This window comes from Elioraea rosea (genome assembly GCF_007644105.1).
Lineage (GTDB): Bacteria > Pseudomonadota > Alphaproteobacteria > Acetobacterales > Acetobacteraceae > Elioraea_A > Elioraea_A rosea.
The window spans coordinates 39,769-61,022 of record NZ_VFAC01000014.1; the positions used below are offsets into that span (position 1 = coordinate 39,769).

General features: G+C 70.0%; 25 protein-coding genes. 17 read left to right on the forward strand and 8 right to left on the reverse strand.

Going from position 1 to position 21,254, the window contains the following annotated elements; all coding sequences use genetic code 11:
- Positions 1 to 17: 17 nt before the first annotated feature.
- From phnE (FIF60_RS10790) to FIF60_RS10810, 5 genes are all read right to left on the reverse strand, one after another.
- Positions 18 to 836, reverse strand: coding sequence for a phosphonate ABC transporter, permease protein PhnE (gene phnE, locus FIF60_RS10790; RefSeq protein ID WP_144186086.1), 819 nt, complete (start codon positions 834 to 836; stop codon positions 18 to 20).
- Positions 836 to 1,651 carry a phosphonate ABC transporter, permease protein PhnE gene (phnE, locus tag FIF60_RS10795; RefSeq protein ID WP_144186087.1) on the reverse strand — a complete coding sequence of 272 codons (816 nt, stop codon included), beginning with the start codon at positions 1,649 to 1,651 and terminating at the stop codon, positions 836 to 838. The genes phnE (FIF60_RS10790) and phnE (FIF60_RS10795) overlap by 1 nt, the downstream gene beginning before the upstream one ends.
- Before the next feature lie 2 nt (positions 1,652 to 1,653).
- Entirely contained in the window at positions 1,654 to 2,448 is a 795-nt protein-coding gene (phnC, locus tag FIF60_RS10800) for a phosphonate ABC transporter ATP-binding protein (protein ID WP_144186088.1), read from the reverse strand.
- A gap of 39 nt (positions 2,449 to 2,487) precedes the next feature.
- Positions 2,488 to 3,468, reverse strand: a complete 981-nt coding sequence (gene phnD / locus FIF60_RS10805; protein ID WP_144186089.1) for a phosphate/phosphite/phosphonate ABC transporter substrate-binding protein — start codon at positions 3,466 to 3,468, stop codon at positions 2,488 to 2,490.
- 138 nt (positions 3,469 to 3,606) lie between these two features.
- Positions 3,607 to 3,960, reverse strand: coding sequence for a tRNA-binding protein (locus tag FIF60_RS10810; RefSeq protein ID WP_144186090.1), 354 nt, complete (start codon positions 3,958 to 3,960; stop codon positions 3,607 to 3,609).
- A gap of 135 nt (positions 3,961 to 4,095) precedes the next feature.
- On the opposite strand from FIF60_RS10810, the gene FIF60_RS10815 reads away from it, so the two are divergent.
- The 13 genes from FIF60_RS10815 to FIF60_RS10875 are packed head-to-tail and all read left to right on the forward strand — an operon-like array spanning position 4,096 to position 15,577.
- Complete coding sequence (locus tag FIF60_RS10815) at positions 4,096 to 4,854, forward strand: SDR family NAD(P)-dependent oxidoreductase (RefSeq protein ID WP_144186091.1); 759 nt, start codon at positions 4,096 to 4,098, stop codon at positions 4,852 to 4,854.
- A gap of 47 nt (positions 4,855 to 4,901) precedes the next feature.
- Positions 4,902 to 5,687, forward strand: coding sequence for an SDR family NAD(P)-dependent oxidoreductase (locus tag FIF60_RS10820; protein WP_144186092.1), 786 nt, complete (start codon positions 4,902 to 4,904; stop codon positions 5,685 to 5,687).
- 21 nt (positions 5,688 to 5,708) lie between these two features.
- Complete coding sequence (gene ggt / locus FIF60_RS10825; RefSeq protein WP_144186093.1) at positions 5,709 to 7,310, forward strand: gamma-glutamyltransferase; 1,602 nt, start codon at positions 5,709 to 5,711, stop codon at positions 7,308 to 7,310.
- 32 nt (positions 7,311 to 7,342) lie between these two features.
- On the forward strand, positions 7,343 to 8,860 hold the full coding sequence (locus tag FIF60_RS10830; RefSeq protein WP_144186094.1) for an amidase: 1,518 nt from the start codon (positions 7,343 to 7,345) through the stop codon (positions 8,858 to 8,860).
- 37 nt (positions 8,861 to 8,897) lie between these two features.
- Complete coding sequence (locus FIF60_RS22325) at positions 8,898 to 9,227, forward strand: SH3-like domain-containing protein (RefSeq protein ID WP_144186095.1); 330 nt, start codon at positions 8,898 to 8,900, stop codon at positions 9,225 to 9,227.
- Entirely contained in the window at positions 9,224 to 9,532 is a 309-nt protein-coding gene (locus tag FIF60_RS22330) for an SH3-like domain-containing protein (protein WP_144186096.1), read from the forward strand. Before FIF60_RS22325 ends, FIF60_RS22330 begins: the two co-directional genes overlap by 4 nt.
- Positions 9,522 to 10,160, forward strand: a complete 639-nt coding sequence (gene nthA / locus FIF60_RS10845; protein WP_144186097.1) for a nitrile hydratase subunit alpha — start codon at positions 9,522 to 9,524, stop codon at positions 10,158 to 10,160. Before FIF60_RS22330 ends, nthA begins: the two co-directional genes overlap by 11 nt.
- 24 nt (positions 10,161 to 10,184) lie before the next feature.
- Positions 10,185 to 11,372, forward strand: coding sequence for an ABC transporter substrate-binding protein (locus FIF60_RS10850; protein WP_204251164.1), 1,188 nt, complete (start codon positions 10,185 to 10,187; stop codon positions 11,370 to 11,372).
- Between the two features lie 36 nt (positions 11,373 to 11,408).
- Positions 11,409 to 12,329 (forward strand): branched-chain amino acid ABC transporter permease, encoded by a 921-nt coding sequence (locus tag FIF60_RS10855; RefSeq protein ID WP_144186098.1) that lies wholly within the window; start codon positions 11,409 to 11,411, stop codon positions 12,327 to 12,329.
- The gene (locus tag FIF60_RS10860) at positions 12,322 to 13,299 is read left to right on the forward strand and encodes a branched-chain amino acid ABC transporter permease (RefSeq protein ID WP_144186099.1); all 978 of its coding nucleotides are present in this window, start codon (positions 12,322 to 12,324) and stop codon (positions 13,297 to 13,299) included. Before FIF60_RS10855 ends, FIF60_RS10860 begins: the two co-directional genes overlap by 8 nt.
- Positions 13,292 to 14,047 (forward strand): ABC transporter ATP-binding protein, encoded by a 756-nt coding sequence (locus FIF60_RS10865; protein WP_144186100.1) that lies wholly within the window; start codon positions 13,292 to 13,294, stop codon positions 14,045 to 14,047. The genes FIF60_RS10860 and FIF60_RS10865 overlap by 8 nt, the downstream gene beginning before the upstream one ends.
- Positions 14,040 to 14,726: an ABC transporter ATP-binding protein gene (locus FIF60_RS10870; RefSeq protein ID WP_204251165.1), complete on the forward strand. Its 687-nt coding sequence runs from the start codon at positions 14,040 to 14,042 to the stop codon at positions 14,724 to 14,726. Before FIF60_RS10865 ends, FIF60_RS10870 begins: the two co-directional genes overlap by 8 nt.
- Positions 14,727 to 14,728: 2 nt before the next feature.
- Entirely contained in the window at positions 14,729 to 15,577 is an 849-nt protein-coding gene (locus tag FIF60_RS10875) for an alpha/beta hydrolase (RefSeq protein ID WP_158639166.1), read from the forward strand.
- Here the strand turns inward: FIF60_RS10875 and FIF60_RS10880 are convergent.
- From FIF60_RS10880 to FIF60_RS10890, 3 genes are all read right to left on the reverse strand, one after another.
- Entirely contained in the window at positions 15,542 to 16,639 is a 1,098-nt protein-coding gene (locus FIF60_RS10880; RefSeq protein ID WP_144186103.1) for an AbrB family transcriptional regulator, read from the reverse strand. The two genes, FIF60_RS10875 and FIF60_RS10880, sit on opposite strands and share 36 nt — an antisense overlap.
- A 5-nt stretch (positions 16,640 to 16,644) precedes the next feature.
- Positions 16,645 to 16,932 carry an Lrp/AsnC ligand binding domain-containing protein gene (locus FIF60_RS10885; RefSeq protein ID WP_144186104.1) on the reverse strand — a complete coding sequence of 96 codons (288 nt, stop codon included), beginning with the start codon at positions 16,930 to 16,932 and terminating at the stop codon, positions 16,645 to 16,647.
- Between the two features lie 109 nt (positions 16,933 to 17,041).
- The gene (locus tag FIF60_RS10890) at positions 17,042 to 17,395 is read right to left on the reverse strand and encodes a nuclear transport factor 2 family protein (RefSeq protein ID WP_144186105.1); all 354 of its coding nucleotides are present in this window, start codon (positions 17,393 to 17,395) and stop codon (positions 17,042 to 17,044) included.
- Between the two features lie 170 nt (positions 17,396 to 17,565).
- Between FIF60_RS10890 and FIF60_RS10895 the strand changes: the two genes are divergently transcribed.
- Genes FIF60_RS10895 through FIF60_RS10910 form a run of 4 tightly spaced genes read left to right on the forward strand, consistent with a single transcriptional unit; the run spans position 17,566 to position 21,234 of the window.
- Complete coding sequence (locus tag FIF60_RS10895; protein ID WP_144186106.1) at positions 17,566 to 18,615, forward strand: ABC transporter ATP-binding protein; 1,050 nt, start codon at positions 17,566 to 17,568, stop codon at positions 18,613 to 18,615.
- 11 nt (positions 18,616 to 18,626) lie between these two features.
- Positions 18,627 to 18,830, forward strand: a complete 204-nt coding sequence (locus tag FIF60_RS10900; RefSeq protein WP_144186107.1) for a hypothetical protein — start codon at positions 18,627 to 18,629, stop codon at positions 18,828 to 18,830.
- Positions 18,827 to 20,227 carry an amidase gene (locus FIF60_RS10905; RefSeq protein ID WP_239451590.1) on the forward strand — a complete coding sequence of 467 codons (1,401 nt, stop codon included), beginning with the start codon at positions 18,827 to 18,829 and terminating at the stop codon, positions 20,225 to 20,227. Before FIF60_RS10900 ends, FIF60_RS10905 begins: the two co-directional genes overlap by 4 nt.
- 8 nt (positions 20,228 to 20,235) lie before the next feature.
- Positions 20,236 to 21,234: an ABC transporter ATP-binding protein gene (locus FIF60_RS10910; RefSeq protein ID WP_144186108.1), complete on the forward strand. Its 999-nt coding sequence runs from the start codon at positions 20,236 to 20,238 to the stop codon at positions 21,232 to 21,234.
- Positions 21,235 to 21,254 lie beyond the last annotated feature (20 nt).

The window sequence follows — 21,254 nt, forward strand, 5'->3', positions numbered from 1 at the left end:
AGATGCCGTCAGGCGAATCAAATCACCGCGTGGCGAACGCGCGCAGACAGCCACTCGCTCACCACCACGGTGACGAGGATCAGCGCGAAGATCACCGTCACCTGCGGCCAGGCGAGGACGTTGATCGAGGCCTGGAGCTGCATGCCGATGCCGCCCGCACCGACGAGGCCGAGCACCGTCGCCTCGCGGATGTTGATGTCCCAGCGGAACACCGCGATGCCTGCGAAGGCGGGCATGATCTGCGGCACGATGCCCCAGGCAAGCACCTGCGCGCGGCCTGCCCCGGTTGCCGTGACGGCTTCCACCTGGGTGCGGTCGATCTCCTCGATCGCCTCGTAGAGCAGCTTGCCGATGAAGCCGATCGAGCGCAGCGCGATGGAGAGGATGCCCGCGAGCGTCCCCGGCCCGAACACGACGACCAGAAGCAGCGCCCAGATCAGCGAGTTGATCGAGCGCGAGGCGACGATGACGAAGATCGCGATGGGGCGCACGAGGAGCGCGCTCGGCGTCGTGTTGTGCGCGGCGAGGAACGCCACCGGCACGCCGAGCAGGATGGCGAGCCCCGTGCCGAGGGTCGCCATGTTGATCGTGTCCCACATCGGCTTCCAGAGCTGGTCGAGATAGCTCCAGCGCGGCGGGAACATCCGCCCGATCAGGTCGGCCCCCTGAGTCGGCGCGTCCCACACGAAGGCCCAGATCGTCGCCTGCGAGATGATCTCGAAGGAGGCGACGACGATGGCGACGCCGGCGAGCCAGGCGGCCCAGACGGCGAGGTCGCCCGACGTGGTCCGCCGCATCCAGGCCTTCTGGCCCGACGAGGTGCTGGCGACGGGCATCACTGCACCTTCCGGCGGATCCAGGACGAGGCGTATTCGCAGCCCATCACGATGACGATGATGATCAGCATGATGGCGGCGGCCGTATCGAACTCGTACCGCTCGAAGGCATTGTTCAACGTGTCGCCGATGCCGCCCGCGCCGACGAGGCCGAGCACGGCGCTCTCGCGGAAGTTGATGTCGAGCCGGTAGGCCGAGAGGCCGATGAAGCGGGGCAGCACCTGCGGCTGGATGCCCCAGGCGAGGAGCTGGAACCACGAGGCGCCGGTCGCGCGCACGGCCTCGGCCTGGGACGTCTCGATCTCCTCGATGTCCTCGGCGAGCAGTTTCGCCATGAAGCCGATCGTCGCGAAGGAGAGGGTGAGCATGCCGGCAAGCGGGCCGAACCCCACCATCGCGACGAAGACGATGGCGATGATGATCTCCTGGAAGGTCCGGCTCAGCGCGATCACGGCGCGGCAGAGGAGATAGATGGGAAGCGGGGCGAGGTTCCGCGCCGCACCGAGCGCGACGGGCACGGCGAGGATGATGCCGATCGCCGTCGAGACGACCGTCATGGTGATGCTCTCCAGCAGCCCCTCGGCGATCTCCTGGCGCTTGGTGATGAAGTCGGGCGGGAAGAACCCCGCGATGAAGCGCGCACCCCGCTCGAAGCCCTCCGCGGCGCGGGCCCAGTTGATCTCGAGCGTGCCGAAGGCGAGAGCCGCGTAGAGGATCGCGCCGAGATAGACGAGGTAGCGCGTCCAGGCGTTGTCGATCAGCGGCTTCGGCCGCCAGCGCCGCATCGGAGCGCCGGGGAGGGCGACGGCATCCATGCTCAGCCGGCGAGCTCCGTCTCTGCGTCGTCCTCGACCGCGGCGATGGTCTTGGACCAGTCCTCCTCGCCGTAGATCGTCGTCAGCACCGAGGGCGTGAGTCCGTCGGCCGGCCCGTCATAGACGATGCGCCCGCCCTGCAGCCCGACGATCCGCTGGGCAAAGGATTGCGCGAGCGCGACGTCATGGATGTTGATGATCGCGGCAAGCCCCCGCTCAGCGCAGAGCTCGACGATCAGCCGCATGATCTGCCGGCTCGTCTTGGGGTCGAGGCTCGCGGTCGGCTCGTCGACGAGGAGCAGTTCCGGGTTCTGCATCAGCGCGCGCACGATGCCGACGCGCTGCCTCTGCCCGCCCGAGAGTGCATCGGCACGCTTGTCGACCATGTGGTCGAGCCCGACGCGCTCGAGCAGCCGGAACGCCTCGGTGACGTCCTTCTGCGGGAACCGGCGGAACCAGCTCGTCCAGAACCCGACATAGCCGAGCCGGCCGGACAGCACGTTCTCCATCACCGAAAGGCGTTCGACGAGTGCGTATTCCTGGAAGATCATTCCCATCCGCCGGCGCGCGCGGCGAAGTGCGGCGGGGCCGAGGGCGGTGATGTCGTCGCCGTTCAGCACGACCCGTCCCGCCGTCGGCTCCACGAGGCGGTTGACGCAGCGGATCAGGGTCGACTTGCCCGCGCCGGAGGGGCCGATCAGCGCCATTACCTGGCCGTCGGGCACGGTGAGCGACACGTCGGTCAGCGCGAGGTCGCCCGTGGCGTAGCGTTTGGTGAGGCCTGAGATCTCGAGCATCGCCAAGGGGGCGGCGCTGGCGCCGCCCCCGTTCCCTGGTCAGCGGCAGGCGTAGGAGACGTTCATCGCCGCGTCGATGTCGCGCACCACCTTCCAGTGCTCCTGGTAGGTGATCGGCATGAACTTCTCCTGCGGCGGCTCGCTCTTCTCGAACTCGGCAAGCAGCGCGCTGCCTTCCCAGGGGAAGCTGAAGAACGCCTCGCGGATCTTCGCGGCGAGCTCGGGGCGGAGATTGTAGGCATGGCCGTAGCCGGTCGTCGGGAACGGATCGCTCTTGTAGATCGAGCGGATCTTCGAGCCGTCGACCGCGTTGCGCGCGACCATCCGCGTCATCACCGAGTTGGCGATCGCTGCGGCATCGTAGTCGCGGTTCGCCACGCCGATGATCGAGTTGTCGTGCCGCCCGGAGAAGGCCGGCTTGAAGTCGCGATCGGCGACCAGCCCGTAGGTCTGCTGCAGCAGCGCCGAGGGCGCCTTGAAGCCGGAGTTGGAGGTCTGCGACGTGAAGGCGACCGTCCGCCCGCGCAGGTCCTCCATGCGCTGGATCGGCCCGTCGGCCTGGACGATGAACTCCATGTTGTAGCCGAACTCGTTGGCGCGCGAGGCCATCATCGCGAAGGGAACGAAGCCGGCGCAGTTCACGGCGAGCGGATTGGAGCCGGTGTTGAAGCCGGTGATGTGCAGCCGGCCCGCGCGCATCGCCTCGATCTGCGCGGCGTTCGACTGCACCGAGAAGAACTGCACGCGCTTGCCGGTGACCTTCGCGAGATGGTCCATGAACCCCTGCCAGACGGAGCGGTACACGGCGGGGTCCTCGACGGGGGTGTAGGCGAAGATCAGGGTCGCGGGATCGATGAGCTGGCGTTCATCGGTCGGCGTGTCGGCGACGAGATCGCCATCGCGGTCGCAGAAGCGGGAATCGAGCGCGCCCCTCGGGCACTGTTCCTGCGCCGCAGCGGGGGCGGCAGCGAAGCCGCCGGCAAGGATGCCGATTGCGGCAAGCGTGGCGATTGGCTTCATCGAGTGGTCTCCCTGGTTCCCGGCCTTGTCTGCGAGGCCCTCCATCGGCGGGCTTTCGCTGCGGCGCACATAAGTGCCTCGGGTTATCCGGACAAATGACAGAACAATGACATGTGCGTCCAGCGCCGCGTCGCAGGTTCAGAACAACCTTCCACCGTTCGGAACCAGGAAGTCAGGGCGGACGAGCACGACGCCGCCCTCTTCGTCTGGGAAGCCGAGAACGAGGAATTGGCTCTCGAACCCGGCGATGCGCTTGGGCGGGAAGTTCACCACACCCGCCACCTGCCTGCCGATCAGCGCGTCGGGCTTGTAATGAACGGTGAGCTGCGCAGAGGTCTGCTTCGTGCCGATGCCGGGGCCGAAATCGACCCAGAGCTTGATCGATGGCTTGCGGGCCTCTGGGAAGGCTTGCGCATCCACGACGGTGCCCACGCGGATCTCCACGCGGGCGAAATCGTCCCATCCGATCTGCTGCGGTCTCGTCTCGTCCATGCCCGGCCCTCCCTCGGCCGCGTGATGATGCCGGGAGGCTCGGGCCCTGTCATGCGTCGTGGCGTCTCTAGCCAGGCGGGTTGACGCGCGGCGCGAGGCCGGGCGCACTCCCGTCAGAACCGATCGGAGGGATGGATGGGCAGGTTCCCAGGCTTCGGGCTCCAGGGCATGCGGGCGCTCGTCACCGGCGCGAGCCGCGGCATCGGCCGGGCCGCGGCAGAGGCGATGGCCGAGGCCGGCGCTCATGTGGTGCTCGCTGCCCGGGCGAAGGAGGACCTCGACGAGGCCGTCGCCGGCATCCGGGCCGGAGGCGGCTCGGCCGAGGCGCTCGTGCTCGACGTCACCGACACCGAGGCCGTGCGAGGGGCCGTCGCCGCAACCGGGCCGTTCGATGCGCTGTTCAACAATGCCGGCATCAACCGCCCGCTGCCCTTCCTTGAGGTCGACGAGGCGACCTATGACGACCTCTACGGCGTGAACGTGCGCGCCGCCTTCTTCGTCGCCCAGGCCGTGGCGAAGGGCATGGTCGATGCCGGCCGGGGCGGGGTGATCGTCAACACCTCCTCGCAGATGGGGGTCGTCGGCGGGCCGAACCGCGCCGTCTATTGCGGCACCAAGCACGCCGTGGAGGGCATGACCAAGGCGATGGCGGTGGAGCTCGCGCCGCTCGGCATCCGCGTCGTCACGGTCGGCCCGACCTTCGTGGAGACCGCTCTTGCCGCCAAGGCCTTCGCCACGCCGGAGGCCCGGGCCGGCATCGTCTCGCGCATCCCGATGGGCCGGCCGGCCACCGTCGAGGAGGTGGCGCAGACCGTCGTATTCCTCTGTTCGCCTGCCGCCGCGATGGTCACCGGCACGCATCTTCTGGTCGATGGCGGCTGGACCGCGCAGTAGCCCCGTGGCATCAGCGACACGCTGACCGGAGGAAAGGGGAGAGAGGCATGGCGGTGGCAGGTTCGGAAACGCGGTTCCCGACGACGCCGAGCTTCCGGCTTGACGGCCAGAAGGCGCTGGTGACGGGGGCGAGCAAGGGCATCGGCCGCGCCATCGCGATCGCCTATGCGGAGGCAGGAGCCGACGTCGTTCTCGCCGCCCGCTCCCTGCCCGAGATGGAGGCGACGGTCGATGGGCTTGCGCGCAAGGGGCTCAAGGCGCGCGCCTTCGCCCTCGACGTGACCGACCGCGAGGCCGTCCGTGCCATGGTCGCGAAGCATGGGCCGTTCGACATCCTGCTCAACAACGCCGGCACGAACATCCGCGAGCCCTTCCTCGAGGCCAAGGACGCCTCCGTCGATGCGCTGATCGACCTCAACATCCGTGCCGCCTTCACCGTGGCCCAGGCCGTCGCGCAGGGCATGGTGTCGGCGGGGCGGCGCGGGGCGATCGTCAATCTGTCCTCGGTGAACGGCCATGTCGCGGGCATCAACCGCTCCGTCTACACCGCAACGAAGCACGCGCTCGAGGGGCTGACCAAGGCGATGGCGGCGGAACTCGGCCCGCACGGCATCCGCGTCAACGCCATCTGCCCGACCTTCATCGAGACGCCGCTGACGGCGGGCGTGCTGTCGGACGAGGCGTTCATGGCGCGCGCTGTGCGGGCGATCCCGTTGGGCCGCATCGGCCAGGTGGAGGACATCATGGGCGCCGCGGTGTTCCTCGCAGCGCCTGCCTCGGGGCTGATCAGCGGTGCCTCGCTTCTGATTGATGGCGGCATGTGCTGTCTTTGACACGAGAAGGAATCGATCCGGATGCGTGACTTCCATTCCCCGGGCCGGAGCCCCGCACGCGGCACGCGCGGCATGGCGGCGACCTCGATGCCTGTCGCGACGCTCACCGCGCTCGACGTGCTTCGCTCGGGCGGCAACGCGCTCGACGCCGCGGTCGCGGCCTGCGCCGTGCTCGGCGTGGTTGAGCCGCATTCCACAGGCATCGGCGGGGACTGCTTCTGCCTCTATGCGCCTGCCGGCACGGGCCGCGTCATCGCCATGAACGGCTCGGGCAAGGCGCCAGGTGGCGCGACGATCGACTGGTTCGAGGGCCAGGGCATCGCGGCGCTCGACGCGCTGTCTGCGCATGTCGTCACCGTTCCGGGCGCGGTGCGCGCCTGGGAGGCGCTGGTGGCAGCGCACGGGCGGAAGGGGCTCGATGAACTGCTCCAACCCGCGATCCGTCTCGCCGAGGACGGCCACCCGGTGCATGACCGCGTGGCGGCGGACTGGGCGCAGTCGGTCGAGAAACTCGCGGCCGACCCCGACAGCCGCACCCGCTTCCTGCGCGACGGCGCGGCACCGCGCGCGGGGCACGTGTTCCGCCAGCCCGAGCTTGCCGAAACGCTGCGGCGCATCGCGCGCGAGGGCGCCAAGGGGTTCTACGAGGGGCCGGTCGCGGCAGACATCGTCGCCAAGCTCCGCTCCATCGGTGGGCTGCACACCGAGGAGGATTTCGCCAACGCAACGGCCGAGTTCGTCACGCCGATCAAGGCAGCGTGGAAGGGCCACGAGATCTACCAGTGCCCGCCCAACGGCTCCGGCCTTCTCGTGCTGATGCTCGCGGGCATGCTCGAGGGCTACGCACCCGCGGAGGCCGGGGCGATGTCGGCAGAACGGTGGCACCGCCACATCGAGGCGGCGCGGCTCGTCTACCGCGACCGTGACGCCTTCCTCGCGGACCCCGCGCAGGTCGACGTGCCTGTGGCGAAGCTGACGAGCCCCGAGTATCTCGCCGCCCTGCGCAAGCTCATCGACCCGAAGGCGGCGATGCGCGAGTTGCCGCCCGCGGGCCTCGCCGAGGTGCTGCCCGCCCATGCCGACACGGTCTATCTCTGTGTGGTGGACGGCGAGGGGAATGCCTGCTCGTTCATCAACTCGCTTTTCCAGAGCTTCGGCTCCGGCATCCTCGCCCCCGGCTCTGGCGTGATGCTGCACAATCGCGGCTTCGGCTTCCGGCTCGAGCGCGGCCACCCCAACTGCATCGCGCCTGGCAAGCGGCCGATGCACACGATCATTCCGGGCATGCTGATGAAGGACGGCCGTGCCGTAATGCCGTTCGGCGTGATGGGCGGCCACTACCAGCCTATGGGGCAGACCTCGTTCCTCTCGAACGTGTTTGACTACGGCATGGACATCCAGGAGGCGCTCGACGCGCCGCGGCTCTTCCCCTGGGCAGGCAAGGTGCAGGCAGAGACGGGCATTCCGGCAGCCACCCTCGACGTCCTCGCGCGGATGGGCCACACGCCGGAGCTGATCGACAAGCCGCATGGCGGCGGCCAGGCGATCTGGATCGACCACGAGGCCGGCGCGCTCGCCGGCGGCTCCGATCCGCGCAAGGATGGCTGCGCGATGGGCTACTGAGCCGCGCGCTGCACAGAAGGGAGGGCGTCACCATGACCGACACGGCACTCTGCGACCTCAGCGCGATCGAGCAGCGCAGGCTGATCGGCCGGCGGGCGATCAGCCCCGTCGACCTGCTCGACGCGCATCTCCGTCGGATCGAGCAGGTGAACCACGCCGTCAACGCCGTCGTCTCGATCGACGAGGGGATGGCGCGCTCGGCCGCGAAGGCGGCCGAGGCGGCCGTGGTGAAGGGAGAGGCACTGCCGCTGCTGCACGGGCTCCCCGTCGGCATCAAGGACCTCGAGGAGACGAAGGGGCTGCGCACCACCTATGGCAGCCCGCAATACGCAGACTTCGTGCCCGAGGCAGATTGCGGGATGGTGGCGAACCTTCGCGCCGCCGGCGCGATCATCCTCGGCAAGACAAACACGCCCGAGTTCGGCGCCGGCGCAAACACCGTCAACCCCGTGTTCGGGCCGACCGGCAACCCGTTCGACCCCGCGCGCTCCTGCGCCGGCTCGTCCGGCGGCTCTGCGGTCGCCCTCGCGACCGGCATGGTGCCGCTCGCCTCCGGCTCCGATCTTGGCGGGTCCTTGCGCAACCCTGCGGCCTATTGCGGTATCGTCGGCTACCGGCCGTCGCCCGGCCTCGTGCCCTCTGAGAAGCGCGGGCTCGGCTGGTATCCCTCCTCGATGCTCGGGCCGATGGCGCGCTCGGTGCCAGACCTCGCCTTCATGCTCGCGGCCATGGCCTCCGACGACCCGCGCGACCCGCTTTCGCGCGCCGTATTCGGGCGTAGGATGGTCGAGCAGGACGAGTTCCACCCGCTGAAGGAGCAGGACCCCGGCACGCTGCGCGTCGCCTACACGCCGGATTTCGGCGTCGCGCCGACCTCGAACCAGGGGCGTGCCCTGTTCGCCGATCGTATCGGCCGCTTCAAGGGCATCTTCCATTCGGCGAGCGAGGGCAGCCCCGACATGAGCGGGGCCGACCGTGCCTTCGGCGTGCTCCGCGCCGAGGCGTTCCTCGCCAAGCACCTGCCCGTCTACAACACCGCCCGGCACATGCTCGGGCCCAACGTGATCGAGAACGTGGAGGAGGGGCTTCGCTACACGCTTGCCGACATGGCCGAGGCGCACACGCTCCACACGGCGATCTACCGGCGCACCGGCGCCTTCTTCAAGGATGTCGACCTGATCATCTCGCCGGCGATGACGGTTCAGCCGACATTGTGGACCGAGCTCGCCCCGCGCGAGATCGATGGCAGGAAGCTCGCCACGTACTACTCGTGGCTCGCGCTTCCCTACGCCGTGACGCTGTCGACGCATCCTGCCATCGTGCTGCCCTGCGGCGTCGATGAGCGCGGCCTGCCTTTCGGCATCCAGATCGTCGGGCCGCGCGGCGGCGATGCGTTCGTTCTTGCCGCCGCCGCGGCGATCGAGCGCGCGCTTGCCGGCATTCCGGCCTGCGCGCGCCCTGTGCCGAACCTCGATGCGCTCTCCCACGCGCCCTCGATCCACACCCTGCCGGGTGCGGACATGCTCGCCCATGTCGGCAAGGCGGCGTGACTGTTGCCGCCGGGGCGCACAGGGATAGGATCAGGCCATGAGCACGAACCCTGAACGACGCGGCATGCACGACATGGGCGGCGACCCGGACCATCGATGGTCCGGCCCCGTGCCGCGGGCGGAGCATGTCCTCGCGCCGTGGGAGAAGGAGGTGGACGCGATCCGCACCCTGCTCGGCCGCAAGGGGCTCCAGACCGCCGATGAGCTCCGCCTCGGCATCGAGAGCCTCTCGGGCGAGGACTATGCGCGGCTGTCCTACTACGAGCGCTGGCTCCGCTCCGTCGTGCACACAATGGAGGTGAAGGGCATCCTGAAGCCGGGGGCGCACGCGGCGAAGGTGGCCGAGCTGAAGGCCAGGCGGCCATGAGCGCCCGCTTCCGACCGGGAGATCGTGTGCGCGTCACGGCGGAGCGGCCCGCCATCTCCATCGGCCGGGCGCACATCCGCACGCCGCACTACGTTCGCGGGCAGGACGGGATGATTGCCGAGGTGATGGGCCCTTTCCGGAACCCCGAGGGGCTCGCGACGGGCGGAGACGGGCTGCCGATGCAGGTTCTCTACCGCGTGCGGTTCCCGCAGCCGCAGCTCTGGCCGGGTTACGCCGGCCCCGCGAAGGACACGCTCGAGGTCGAGATTTACGAGCACTGGCTGGAGCCGATCCATGCCGCATGACGGACACGACCATCACCACGACCATCAACACGACCATGCACCGCCGCCGGACGATCCGTCATTCTCGTCCGACCAGGCGCTCGGTGCGCGCGCGCTGAGGCTCCTGCTCGAGGAGGCCGGCGTGCTCGAACCTGGCGAGGTCGCCCGGCAGATCGACAGGATGGACGGCATCACCCCCTCCATGGGCGCGTCCGTCGTCGCGCGCGCCTGGGTCGACCCGGCCTTCCGCAAGCGGCTGATCGAAACCCCCGTCGCTGCCTGCACAGAGATGGGCATCGACCTTCAGGGGACGCATCTGCACGTCGTCGAGAACACGGCGTCGGTGCACAACGTGATCGTCTGCACCCTCTGCTCCTGCTACCCGAAGCCGCTGCTCGGCATTCCGCCCGACTGGTACAAGTCGTACGAATACCGGGCGCGCGCGGTCATCGAACCGCGCGCCGTGCTCGCCGAGTTCGGCGTCGCCATTCCCGACAGCGTCGAGGTGCGGGTGCACGACAGCACCGCCGATCTCCGCTACCTCGTGCTTCCCGCCCGGCCGCAAGGCACGGAGGGGTGGAGCGAGGAGAAGCTCGCCGCGATCGTCACGCGCGACAGCATGATCGGCACGGCCATTCCAAAAGCCTGATACCGTCTGGGGGGACACACCATCATGACCATCGCTCGACGCCGCCTGCTCGGCACCGCAGCCGCGCTGCCTGTCGCCGGCCTCGCCGCGCCCGCCATCGCGCAGTCAGGCCCGCTGAAGATCGGCATGATCACCACGCTTTCGGGGCCGGGTGCCGCGCTCGGCAACGACATCCGCGACGGGTTCAACCTCGTTGTGAAGAACGCGGGCGGGCGGCTCGGGGGCGTTCCCGTCGAGGTGGTCGTCGCCGATGACGCGCTGAGGCCGGAGAACGGCCGCGCAATCGCCGAGCGCATGGTTCGTCGCGAGCGCATCGGCGTGCTCACCGGCATCGTCTTCTCGAACGTGATGCTGGCGGCAGCGCCGGTGATCCTGCCCTCCGCGACCTATGTCAGCGCCAATGCGGGGCCGAGCCAGCTCGCGGGCGAGCAGTGCAACGCCAACTACTTCAACGTCGCCTGGCAGAACGACAACCTGCATGAGGCGGTCGGCCAGTACGTGACACAGAAGGGGCTCCAGAAGGCCTTCCTCGTCGCGCCGAACTACCCGGCGGGGCGCGACGCGCTCACTGGCTTCAAGCGGTTCTTCAAGGGCGAGGTGGTGAGCGAGACCTACACGCGTCTCGACCAGCTCGACTATGCGGCCGAGCTCGCCGCGATCCGCTCCGCCGCGCCCGATGCCGTCTACATCTTCCTCCCGGGTGGCTTGGGCATCAACTTCATCAAGCAGTATGCGGCGGCGGGCCTGCGCGCGCGTACGCCTCTGTTCGGCCCCGGCTTCTCGTTCGACCAGGACGTGCTTCCCGCCGTCGGTGACGACGCGCTCGGGTGCTTCAACTCCTCGCAATGGGCGCTCGACCTGCCGCTGCCGGCGAACCGCCAGTTCGTCGATACGTTCGAGGCGGAGTACAGGCGGCTGCCGAGCCTCTATGCCAGCCAGGGCTATGACGCGGCATTGCTGATCGGCTCGGCGATCGCTGCGACGCGCGGGCGGGTGGGTGACCGCGCGGCCTTCGCGGCAGCGCTGAAGCGGGCGGATTTCCAGTCCGTTCGCGGGTCGTTCAAGTTCGGCAACAACAACCACCCGATCCAGACCATCTACATGCGCGAGGTGGTGAAGGACGGGCAGGGTCGCGTGGTGAACCGCACGATCGCAACCGCCTTCGAGGCTCACCAGGACGCCTACGCCGCGCAGTGCAAGCTGCCGGCCTGACACCGGCGCGGGGGGCACGGCCCCCCGCCACCTGAGATGACCGCGACCCTTTTCGCCGAGCAGACGCTGAACGGGCTCCAGTTCGGCGTCATGCTGTTCCTGATGGCTGCCGGGCTCACCCTGATCTTCGGCATCATGGACGTGATCAACCTCGCCCATGGCAGCCTCTACATGGCCGGCGCCTTCGTCGGCGGGACCGTGACGGCGCGCACCGGCTCGTTCCTGCTCGGCGTCGTCGCCGGTGCTGCGGCCGGCGCGCTCATCGCGCTCCTGCTCGAGCTCACGGTCATCCGAAGGCTCTACAGGCGCGACCATCTCGACCAGGTGCTCGCGACCTACGCGCTTATCCTCACCTTCAACGAGGGGGTGAAGGTGATCTGGGGCCCTGCGCCGATCTTCCTTGCGGCACCCGAGATGCTTTCCGGGACCGTGGAGATCCTGCCCGGCGTTCCCTACCCGGCCTATCGGCTGGCCGTGATCTGCGCCGGCGTGGCCGCTGCCCTCTTCCTCGGCTGGCTGATCGGGCGGACGCGCACGGGCATGCTGATCCGCGCCGGCACGACGCATCGCGAGACGGTGCAGGCGCTCGGCGTCGATGTCGGCGTTCTGTTCGCCCTCGTCTTCGCCATCGGCGGCGCGCTTGCGGGGCTCGCCGGCGTCATGGCGGGACCTGTCCTTGCCGTGCAGGTCGGCATGGGCGAGCAGATCCTCATCCTCGCCTTCGTCGTCATCGTCGTCGGCGGCCTCGGCAGCGTGAAGGGGGCGATGGCCGGCGCCCTGCTCGTTGGGCTTGCCGATACCTGGGCGCGCGCCTTCTTGCCCGTGCTCCTGCGCGGGCTGCTGCCGCCTTCCTCGGCCGACCAGGTGGCCGCCAATCTCGGCTCGGTGGCGGTCTATCTCCTGATGGCGGTGGTGCTCGCGGTGCGGCCGCAGGGGCTCTTTCCCCGCCATGCGTGAGCGGCTCGCCGCTGCGATCGGGCTCTGCCTCCTCGTCGCGGCACCGTTCGTTCTCGAGGCGATGGACGAGGCGTTCCTGCTCTCGGTGCTGACACGCATGCTCGCCTACGCGCTCGCCGCCGCGGCGCTCGACCTCGTGCTCGGCTATGGCGGGATGGTGAGCTTCGGCCATGGCGCCTTCCTCGGCACCGGCGCCTATGTCGCGGGCGTGCTGCTGCACCACCGGTCGGACGGCTCGGCGCTGGTCGCCTGGCCGGTGCGCATCGGCGGAACGGCGGAGGCGCTGATCGCCTGGCCGGCCGCTGCGCTCGTCTCGGGCCTGCTCGCCGCCGCGATCGGCGCGATCAGCCTGCGCACCCGCGGCGTGCACTTCATCATGATCACGCTCGCCTTCGCGCAGATGGTGTTCTTCCTCGTCCTCGCCCTGCCGCAATACGGCGGGACGGACGGGCTGATGGTGCCGGGGCGGAACGTTCTCGCCGGTGCCTCGCTCGAGGGCGACGCGCCGCTCTACTGGGTCGCGCTCGCGCTTCTCGTCGCCTTCCTCGCCTTCGGCCGCTCCACCATGGCCGCCCGCTTCGGGCTTGCTCTGCGCGGCGCAAGGATGAATGAGCGGCGGGCGCTTGCTCTCGGCGTGCCGGTCTATCGCCTCCGCCTCGCGGCCTTCACCCTGTCGGGCGCCGTGGCAGGGCTTGCAGGCGCAGTGCTCGCCAACCAGTCCTCCTTCGTCTCGCCCGACCTGCTCTCCTGGCAGCGCTCGGGAGAGCTGATGGTGATGGTGATCCTCGGCGGGCAGGGAACGCTGTTCGGCCCCGTGCTCGGCGCCATCGCGCTTCTCGCCGCAGAGGAGGAGCTCGCCGCGATCACCGAGCACTGGATGCTCATCCTCGGTCCCGCGCTGCTGCTGGTGGTGCTGTTCTTCCGAGGCGGGCTCTGGCCGCTGATCGCGGGGAAGCGTGGCGATGGCTGAGGCGGTGCTCGAGGCGAGGGGGCTGACGCGGCGCTTCGGCGCGCTCGCGGCGAACGAGGATGTCTCGCTCGCCATCGCGCCCGGCGAGTGCCATGCCGTGATCGGCCCGAACGGAGCGGGGAAGTCGACGCTCGTGGCGATGCTCGCGGGCGAGCAACGGCCGGATGCCGGCAGCGTGCTTCTCGCCGGCGAGGACGTGACGGCGCTTGGCGCGGCGCGGCGAGCGCGGCGCGGCATCGCGCGCAGCTTCCAGGTCACCCAGCTCTGCCGCGACCTCTCCGTGCGCGAGAACGTCATGCTCGCGGTGCAGGCAGCGGAGGGACGGCACTGGGGCTTCTTCCGCCCCGCGCACAGCGATGCCGCGCTGACCGTGACGGCCGATGCTTCGCTCGCCGCAGCGGGGCTGGATGCGCGCGCCTCGTCTCCCGCAGCACTGCTCAGTCATGGCGAGCAGCGCCAGCTCGAGCTTGCCATCGCCCTTTCGCAGGCCCCGCGCGTCCTGTTGCTCGACGAACCCGCCGCAGGACTTGGCGCGGCAGAGACGGCGGCGCTCGCCTCCCGGCTCGCGGCGCTAAAGGGGCGGCTCGCCATGCTGCTGGTCGAGCACGACATGGACACGGTGTTCGCCCTGGCGGACCGCATCACCGTTCTTGCCGGTGGGCGCGTGATCGCCACCGGCAGGCCTGGCGAGATCCGCGCCGACCGTGCCGTGCGCGAGGCCTATCTCGGCGATGTCGTCGATGCTTGAGGTTGCCGGCATCGAGACGTTCTACGGCGCAGCGCAGGCGCTGTTCGGCGTCTCGCTGTCGGTGCGCGAGGGCGAGGCGATCGCCCTCGTCGGCCGCAACGGCATGGGCAAGACGACGACGATCCGCTCGATCCTCGGCCTCTCCCGTCCGCGTGCCGGCACGATCCGCTTCGCGGGGAGGCAGCTCGCCGGGCTCGCCCCGAACCGGATCGCCAGGCTCGGCATCGGCCTCGTTCCGGAGGGGCGGCAGGTTTTCCCGACGCTCTCGGTGCGCGAGAACCTCGTCGCCACGGCGCGGCCGGGGCCATGGACCGAGGCACGCGCCACCGCACTCTTCCCACGGCTCGCGGAACGCGCTGCGCAATCGGCGCGCACGCTGTCGGGTGGCGAGCAGCAGATGCTCGCCATCGGCCGCGCCCTGATGACCAACCCGCGCCTCCTGATCCTCGACGAGGCGACGGAGGGCCTCGCACCGCTCGTGCGCGCGGAGATCTGGTCTGTGCTCGCGCGGCTGAAGCAGGAGGGGCTTTCCATCCTCGTCGTCGACAAGGACGTGCGCGCGCTTGCCGCGCTGGCCGACCGGTTCACCGTCCTCGAGAAGGGTCGCGTGGTGTGGGAGGGACCCGGCACGGCCCTGCTGGCCGACGCAGCGCTGATGCATGCCAAGCTTGGAGTGTGATGATGGCCGAGCCCGATCTCGCCTTCGGATACCTGGAGAAGCAGTACGCCACGGTGCCGATGGTGCCGGACTATCCCGCCATCGCCGCGCGCTGGGCCAAGGCATCGGCAGAGGCGGTGCTGCGCCACAAGCCCGTCTCTCTCGCCTACGGCACAGGGGAGCGGCGGATGGTCGACGTGTTCCGCCCCGAAGGCGTGGCCGAGCCGCCGGTGCTCTTCTTCATCCATGGCGGGTACTGGCAGAGGCGGCACAGGCGCGACTTCGCCTTCATCGTCGAGCCATGGCTCGCAAGTGGCATCGCGGTCGCCATGCCCGGCTATCCGCTCTGCCCGGAAGTGTCGCTCGCCGCGCTCATCGAGGACGTGAAGACGGCGACCGTCACGCTCTGGCGCGAGGCGCCTGCGCTGGGGCTCTCGCGCCGCTGGCTCGTCGGCGGCCACTCGGCCGGCGGGCATCTCGCCGCGACACTGATGGCAACCGACTGGGCCGTGCGCGGCGCGCATGACCTCGCCTTCGCCGGCTGCCTGCCGAGCTCGGGCGTGTTCGACCTGCCGCCGCTGCTCGGCACCACGTTGAACGTCGCGCTCGGCCTCGATCTTCCCGAGGCCAGCCGGCTGTCTGCGCTGTACCTCTCCCCGCCCAGGGGCGCGCGGGTGATCGCGGCGGTCGGCGGGGCGGAGAGTGCCGAGTTCCTTCGCCAGTCCCAGGGCCTCGCCCGGCGCTGGACGCGTGCGGGCGCGGAGGCGGCCGCGCTCGAGCTGCCTGGGCGGAACCATTTCACCGTACAGGATGCCTGGGCCGAGCCCGAGGGAGCGCTATTCGCCGCCGCGCTCGGGCTGCTCGGGCGGTGAGCCGCCGAGCCTTCGCTCAACCCAGGCATAGACGCGGTAGAGCGGGCTGACGAAGAGGTTGCAGACGAGCAGCCGCACCAGGTGGAAGCCGAGCACCAGCGGCACGCCGAGATTCATCACCTTCGCCGTGATCGCCATCTCCGGCAGCCCGCCGGGCGCGGTGCCGAGAAGTGTCGCCGGAACAGGCAGGTCCGCGATGGCGACGCAGGCGAGCCCGATCAGGATCGACAGCACCGTCAGCAGCAGGAAGTTCACCACGGACGCGACGAGCAGCCTGCGGCTCTTCAGCAGGAACTCGCGCGTCAGACGCGTGCCGAGGCTCGCGCCCATCGCCACCTGCGCGGCGTCGATCAGCACCGGAGGCAGGCCGGTGAGCGGCGTGTCGGCAACCGCGAGCGTGAGCGAGACAAAGACCGGGCCCATCATCCACGGGTTGGCGATGCCGGTGCGCTGCGTCGCCAGCGCGCCGGCCGTCGTCAGCGCGAGCAGCACCGGAACCAGCGCCCAGGCGATCGGCGGCGCGGTGAAGGAGAACACATCCCCGCCAGGGCTCGCGAGAAGCCCCATCGCGAGCGGGTAGGTGAGCACCACGAACACCATCCGCAGCGTCTGCGCGAGCGTCACGGTCGGGACCGAGGCGCCGGCGCGCGCGGCGAGAACGATCATCGCGATGATGCCGCCGGGAACGGAGACGAAATAGGCGGTCTTGGTGTCCATGTGCCCGATGCGGGCGGTGACGCGCGAGACGGCCGCGCCAGCGAGCACCGAGGCGAACGCCGCGCCGACGAGGATGGGAAGCGAGGTCGCGAGCGCGGCAAGGACGGGCGGGGTAAAGGCCTGGCCAAAGCTCGTGCCGAACACGATCAGCGCAGCCGGCCGGAACACCGCCGGCGTGGCGAGGCTCCGCCCCGTCATCCCGACGGCGGCGACGGCGACCATCGCGCCGATCATCCAGGCAAGCGGCACCCTGAGCAGGTGCGCGAGATAGCCGCCGGCCGCGGCCAGGGCGAGGGTTCCGGCGTAGAGCGCGAGGCGCTTGGGCGAAAGGTCGGGCTTCGCCAAGCCCGCTAGTCCTCGCCTCCCGCGCCTGCGGCGGAGGCGCCACCGGAGGCACCGGAGAAGGCATTGAAGGTGATGAGCGTGAACGTGTCCTTCACGCCCGGCAGGCGCTGGACGAACTCGGTCACGAACAGGCCGGGGTCCTGGCCAGGCTCGAGGTAGAACTTCCCGAGCAGGTCGTACTGGCCGGAGATCGAGTAGATCTCGCTCACCTCCGGAATGCGGTCCACCGCCTCGCGCGCCGTCTCGTAGGCGCGGCCCATCTCGCACTTGATCAGGACGAACAGCGGTCGCATCCGAGGCCCTCCGGGTTGGTCCCCGACACTATGGGCGGGGGCGGGGAGGGACAAGTCGATGTGCCTCCGCCCCGCACGTTGTCCACCCCGTCCCGTGCCTTCGACAGGCTCAGTAGAAGAAGCGTTCCTCGACGACCTTGCCGCCGCGCACCGTGTAGAGGCCGATCTCGTTCATCCGGATCCGCTCGCCGTCGGCCTTGCGCGTCACGTCGACGGCGAAGCGAAGCGCGAACTGGTCTCCGTTCACGTACGGCCCGGTCGTCTCGACGCTGTGGATGTCGTGGTTCGCGTACCACCATGCCGACTTGGCCAGCACCGCCGCGCGACCCTCCACCCGGGCCATGTCGCCCTCGGCGGCCTCGATGCTGACGATGTCGTCGGACCAGTAGCGCTCGCCCGCGTCCTCGTGGCGGCCAGCCTTGCAGAGTTCGGCAAAGGCCTCGGCAATCTCACGTGTCGTCATCCGTCCCTCCCTGATCGACAGGCGTGCAGGCTAGCCGACGCCGCGAGGTACGGTCGACACCCGCTGGCGTGATGCTTGCATGACGGGGCGACGGCCGCGGCCGGTTCGCATCACCTCGACGCGGTGCCGGGGATGTTGCCCGCGAGCGGCCGAGGGGAGAGACTGGGCACATGGACGCGTCAGAGGTGCAGACTGCCGATCCGCGCGACAGGGGCGGGCCTGCCCAACCCCTGCTCATCGTGCGCGACCTGAAGAGGCACTTCCCGATCAAGGGCGGCCTGCTCAACCGCGCCGTCGGCACCGTCCAGGCGGTCGATGGCGTCTCGTTCTCGGTGATGAAGGGCGAGACGCTCGGCATCGTCGGCGAATCGGGTTGCGGCAAGTCGACCACCGCACGGCTTCTCATGCGTCTGATCGAGCCAGACAGCGGCGAGGTCATCTTCGACGGCGAGCCCGTGGGCCCCGGCGGCATGGCGCTCTCCGAGATGCGCCGGCAGATCCAGATGGTGTTCCAGGACAGCTACGCCTCGCTGAACCCGCGCCTGCCGATCGAGGACAGCATCGCATTCGCGCCGACCGTGCATGGCGTGCCGAAGGCCAAGGCGCGCGCCCGCGCGCGCGACCTGCTCGCCGCCGTGGGCCTCGCGCCGGAGCAGTTCGCCCGCCGCTACCCGCACGAGCTCTCCGGCGGGCAGCGCCAGCGCGTCAACATCGCCCGCGCGCTCGCGCTCGAGCCGCGCGTGATCGTGCTCGACGAGCCGGTGAGCGCGCTCGACAAGTCGGTCGAGGCGCAGGTGCTGAATCTGCTCGTCGACCTCAAGCGCGACTTCCACCTCACCTACGTGTTCATCAGCCACGATTTGAACGTGGTGCAGTTTATCTCCGACCGCGTGCTGGTGATGTATCTCGGCCAGGTCGCCGAGGTCGGGCCGGTGGAGGACATCTACGGCGCGCCGCGGCACCCCTATACCCGCGCGCTGCTCGCCTCGCGCCCGTCGATGGACCCGGCGAAGCGGATGACCGAGCCGCCGCTGACGGGCGATCCGCCGAACCCGATCAACCCGCCCTCCGGCTGCCGCTTCCGCACGCGCTGCGCCTTCGCCGAAGCCGTGTGCGCAGAGCGCGTGCCGGTGCTCGCGGGTCTCGTTCCGCACGATTCGCATCTCGCCGCCTGCCACATGGCGGCCGCTGGCAGCGGCCACAGCCGCGCCCCCACGTGAAGGAGTCCTCCATGGCGACACTCGACGCGGCCGCGGTGAAGGCGGTGCTCGAAGGAATCCACGGCATCGCGGTAACGGAAGCGCGCGCGGGCGAGATCGCGCGCGACGTCACCGTGCTCGTCGAGGGCGTGCGCAAGGCCTCCGCGCGGCTCGCCTTCGAGGACGAGCCTCAGGCCTTCCGCGCGGTGCTCGCGGCGAACGCGCCGCGCTCATGACCGACATGCCGCAGGCAGGGGCGGAGACGCTGACGGACGCCCTCGCCGCGCTCGCGCATGGCCGCACCACAGCAGACGCGCTGGTCGAGCAGGCGATCGCGCGCGCCGAAGCCTGGCAGCCGCACATCAACGCCTTCATCCGCCTCGATGCGGAGGAGGCGCGCGCGGCCGCACGCCAGCCCCGCCCGGGCGCGCTGTCCGGCATCCCGCTTGCGCACAAGGACATGTACTACCGTCAGGGGCGCGTCAGCACCTGCGGCACCGCGCTGCGGCGCGACTGGGTCGCCCCCGTCACCGCCGCCGCGCTCGAGCGTCTCGACGGCGCGGGTGCGATCGACCTCGGCACGCTGACGATGAACGAGTGGGCCGGCGGTGCCACCGGCCACAACATCCATTTCGGCGACACGGCGAACCCGTGGAACCCGGCGCACGTCACGGGCGGGTCCTCCGCCGGAAGCGGCGCTGCGGTGGCCGCAGGCATCGTGTTCGCCGCGCTCGGCTCCGACACCGGCGGGTCGATCCGCATCCCCGCCGCCTGCTGCGGGGTCGCGGGGCTCAAGCCGACTATGGGGCGCGTCTCGCGCTACGGCGCGATGCCGCGGGCCTGGAGCCTCGACTGCGTCGGCCCGCTCGCGCGAACGGTCGAGGATGTCGCCGCCGTGATGGCGGTGATCGCTGGGCCGGACGCGCGCGACCCGACGAGCGAGGAGGTTCCAGTCCCCGATTACCTCGCCGCCGCGCGCGAGGATGCCGCGGGCATGGTGCTCGGCATTCCGGAAGGCTGGTTCTTCGACGACCTCGCACCCTCGGTCGCCACAGCGCTCGAGGCCGCGCGCGCTGTGTTCGGGCGCATCGGCGTGCGCGTCGTGCCCGTCCGCCTGCCGGATATCGACCGCATCCTGACGCTCCAGGCTGTCGTGACGGTCACCGAGGCCGCGACGATCCATGCGCGCATGATGGCCGAGCATCCCGGCGCCTATGCGTCGGGCCTGTTCGGGCGGCAGCAAAACGGGCTCGCCATCCCGGCGGCGACCTATCTCGATGCCCTCAGGCTTCGCGGGCCCGTCACCCAGGAGTTCTGCGCCGCCGCCTTCGACGGCGCGGATGCGATCCTCGTTCCCGGCCTCTCCGGCGAGGTGCCGACGCGCGCGGAGACGAATGTCGAGCTCTCCTTCGAGTACAGCACCGTGCACACGCGCATGGTGCGCACCACGCGGCCGTTCAACTATCTCGGCCTTCCCGCGCTCTCCGTGCCCTGCGGCTTCTCGGCGAACGGCCTCCCGGTCGGCTTCCAGCTCGCCGGCCGGCCCTTCGCCGAAGCCGCGCTGATCCGCCTCGGCGCGGCCTACCAGCGCGCCACCGAGTGGCACCGACAGCGTCCCGCCCTGCCTGCCTGAGGACGAGCATGACGACCGAGACGCTCGAGCAACGACCCGCCGCCGCGACGACGCCGCTCGTCTCCGTGCGCGACATGACCGTCAAGTTCGTCTCGAAGGAGGCGACCGTGCATGCCGTCAACGGCGTCAGCTTCTCGCTCGACCCCGGCGAGGTGCTGGTGATCCTCGGCGAGAGCGGCTCGGGCAAGTCGGTGTCGCTCCGGGCGCTGATGCGGCTCCTGCCCGCGAGGAAGACCGTCATCGGCGGGTCCATCACCGTCGCTGGGCAGGACGTTCTCGCGATGGACGAGCGCCAGCTCGAGGACCTTCGCGGCGGCCAGGTCGCGATGATCTTCCAGGAGCCGATGACGGCGCTCGATCCCGTCTTCACCATCGGCACCCAGATCGCCGAGACGATCATCCGCCACGAGGGGGTGAGCCGGGCGGCGGCGGATGCGCGCGCGCTCGAGCTTCTCGAACTCGTGCAGATCCCTTCCGCGAAGCGGCGCCTGTCGAACTACCCGCACGAGCTCTCGGGCGGGCTGCGCCAGCGTGCGATGATCGCGATCGCACTTGCCTGCCGCCCGAAGCTGCTTCTCGCCGACGAGCCGACCACGGCGCTCGACGCGACGGTGCAGATCCAGATCCTGCTTCTGTTGCGCAAGCTCCAGCAGGAACTCGGCATGGGGGTGATCTTCGTCACGCACGACCTCGGCGTGGCCGGCGAGATCGCCGACCGGGTGGCGGTGATGTATGCGGGCCGCTTCGTCGAGGAGGGGCCGGTGTCGGAGGTGATGCTCCGCCCGCTGCACCCCTATACCCAGGGCCTGATGGGCTCGACCGTTCATGCGGGACTGCGCGGCACCAGGCTCGCCGCCATCCCCGGCGCGCCGCCCAATCTTGCCCGGCTGCCGGAGGGCTGCGCCTTCGCGCCGCGCTGCGCCTCTGTGGAAGAGGCCTGTCGTGTGGCCGTGCCGGATGAGAGGCGGCCCATCCCCATCCACATGGCCCGCTGCATCCGCGTCTAGCTCCACTGATTGACGGGCCA

Bases quoted from the DNA above. Each gene is read 5' to 3' on its own strand.
- phnE (WP_144186087.1), bottom strand. From the start codon at position 1,651: ATGGATGCCGTCGCCCTCCCCGGCGCTCCGATGCGGCGCTGGCGGCCG.
- FIF60_RS10810 (WP_144186090.1), bottom strand. From the start codon at position 3,960: ATGGACGAGACGAGACCGCAGCAGATCGGATGGGACGATTTCGCCCGC.
- FIF60_RS10875 (WP_158639166.1), top strand. From the start codon at position 14,729: ATGGCCGAGCCCGATCTCGCCTTCGGATACCTGGAGAAGCAGTACGCC.
- FIF60_RS10890 (WP_144186105.1), bottom strand. From the start codon at position 17,395: ATGACGACACGTGAGATTGCCGAGGCCTTTGCCGAACTCTGCAAGGCT.
- FIF60_RS22330 (WP_144186096.1), top strand. From the start codon at position 9,224: ATGAGCGCCCGCTTCCGACCGGGAGATCGTGTGCGCGTCACGGCGGAG.
- FIF60_RS10820 (WP_144186092.1), top strand. From the start codon at position 4,902: ATGGCGGTGGCAGGTTCGGAAACGCGGTTCCCGACGACGCCGAGCTTC.
- FIF60_RS10830 (WP_144186094.1), top strand. From the start codon at position 7,343: ATGACCGACACGGCACTCTGCGACCTCAGCGCGATCGAGCAGCGCAGG.
- FIF60_RS10885 (WP_144186104.1), bottom strand. From the start codon at position 16,932: ATGCGACCGCTGTTCGTCCTGATCAAGTGCGAGATGGGCCGCGCCTAC.
- FIF60_RS10870 (WP_204251165.1), top strand. From the start codon at position 14,040: ATGCTTGAGGTTGCCGGCATCGAGACGTTCTACGGCGCAGCGCAGGCG.
- FIF60_RS10900 (WP_144186107.1), top strand. From the start codon at position 18,627: ATGGCGACACTCGACGCGGCCGCGGTGAAGGCGGTGCTCGAAGGAATC.
- FIF60_RS22325 (WP_144186095.1), top strand. From the start codon at position 8,898: ATGAGCACGAACCCTGAACGACGCGGCATGCACGACATGGGCGGCGAC.
- FIF60_RS10815 (WP_144186091.1), top strand. From the start codon at position 4,096: ATGGGCAGGTTCCCAGGCTTCGGGCTCCAGGGCATGCGGGCGCTCGTC.
- FIF60_RS10855 (WP_144186098.1), top strand. From the start codon at position 11,409: ATGACCGCGACCCTTTTCGCCGAGCAGACGCTGAACGGGCTCCAGTTC.
- phnE (WP_144186086.1), bottom strand. From the start codon at position 836: ATGCCCGTCGCCAGCACCTCGTCGGGCCAGAAGGCCTGGATGCGGCGG.
- FIF60_RS10895 (WP_144186106.1), top strand. From the start codon at position 17,566: ATGGACGCGTCAGAGGTGCAGACTGCCGATCCGCGCGACAGGGGCGGG.
- FIF60_RS10865 (WP_144186100.1), top strand. From the start codon at position 13,292: ATGGCTGAGGCGGTGCTCGAGGCGAGGGGGCTGACGCGGCGCTTCGGC.
- FIF60_RS10860 (WP_144186099.1), top strand. From the start codon at position 12,322: ATGCGTGAGCGGCTCGCCGCTGCGATCGGGCTCTGCCTCCTCGTCGCG.
- ggt (WP_144186093.1), top strand. From the start codon at position 5,709: ATGCGTGACTTCCATTCCCCGGGCCGGAGCCCCGCACGCGGCACGCGC.
- phnC (WP_144186088.1), bottom strand. From the start codon at position 2,448: ATGCTCGAGATCTCAGGCCTCACCAAACGCTACGCCACGGGCGACCTC.
- FIF60_RS10850 (WP_204251164.1), top strand. From the start codon at position 10,185: ATGACCATCGCTCGACGCCGCCTGCTCGGCACCGCAGCCGCGCTGCCT.
- FIF60_RS10905 (WP_239451590.1), top strand. From the start codon at position 18,827: ATGACCGACATGCCGCAGGCAGGGGCGGAGACGCTGACGGACGCCCTC.
- phnD (WP_144186089.1), bottom strand. From the start codon at position 3,468: ATGAAGCCAATCGCCACGCTTGCCGCAATCGGCATCCTTGCCGGCGGC.
- nthA (WP_144186097.1), top strand. From the start codon at position 9,522: ATGCCGCATGACGGACACGACCATCACCACGACCATCAACACGACCAT.
- FIF60_RS10910 (WP_144186108.1), top strand. From the start codon at position 20,236: ATGACGACCGAGACGCTCGAGCAACGACCCGCCGCCGCGACGACGCCG.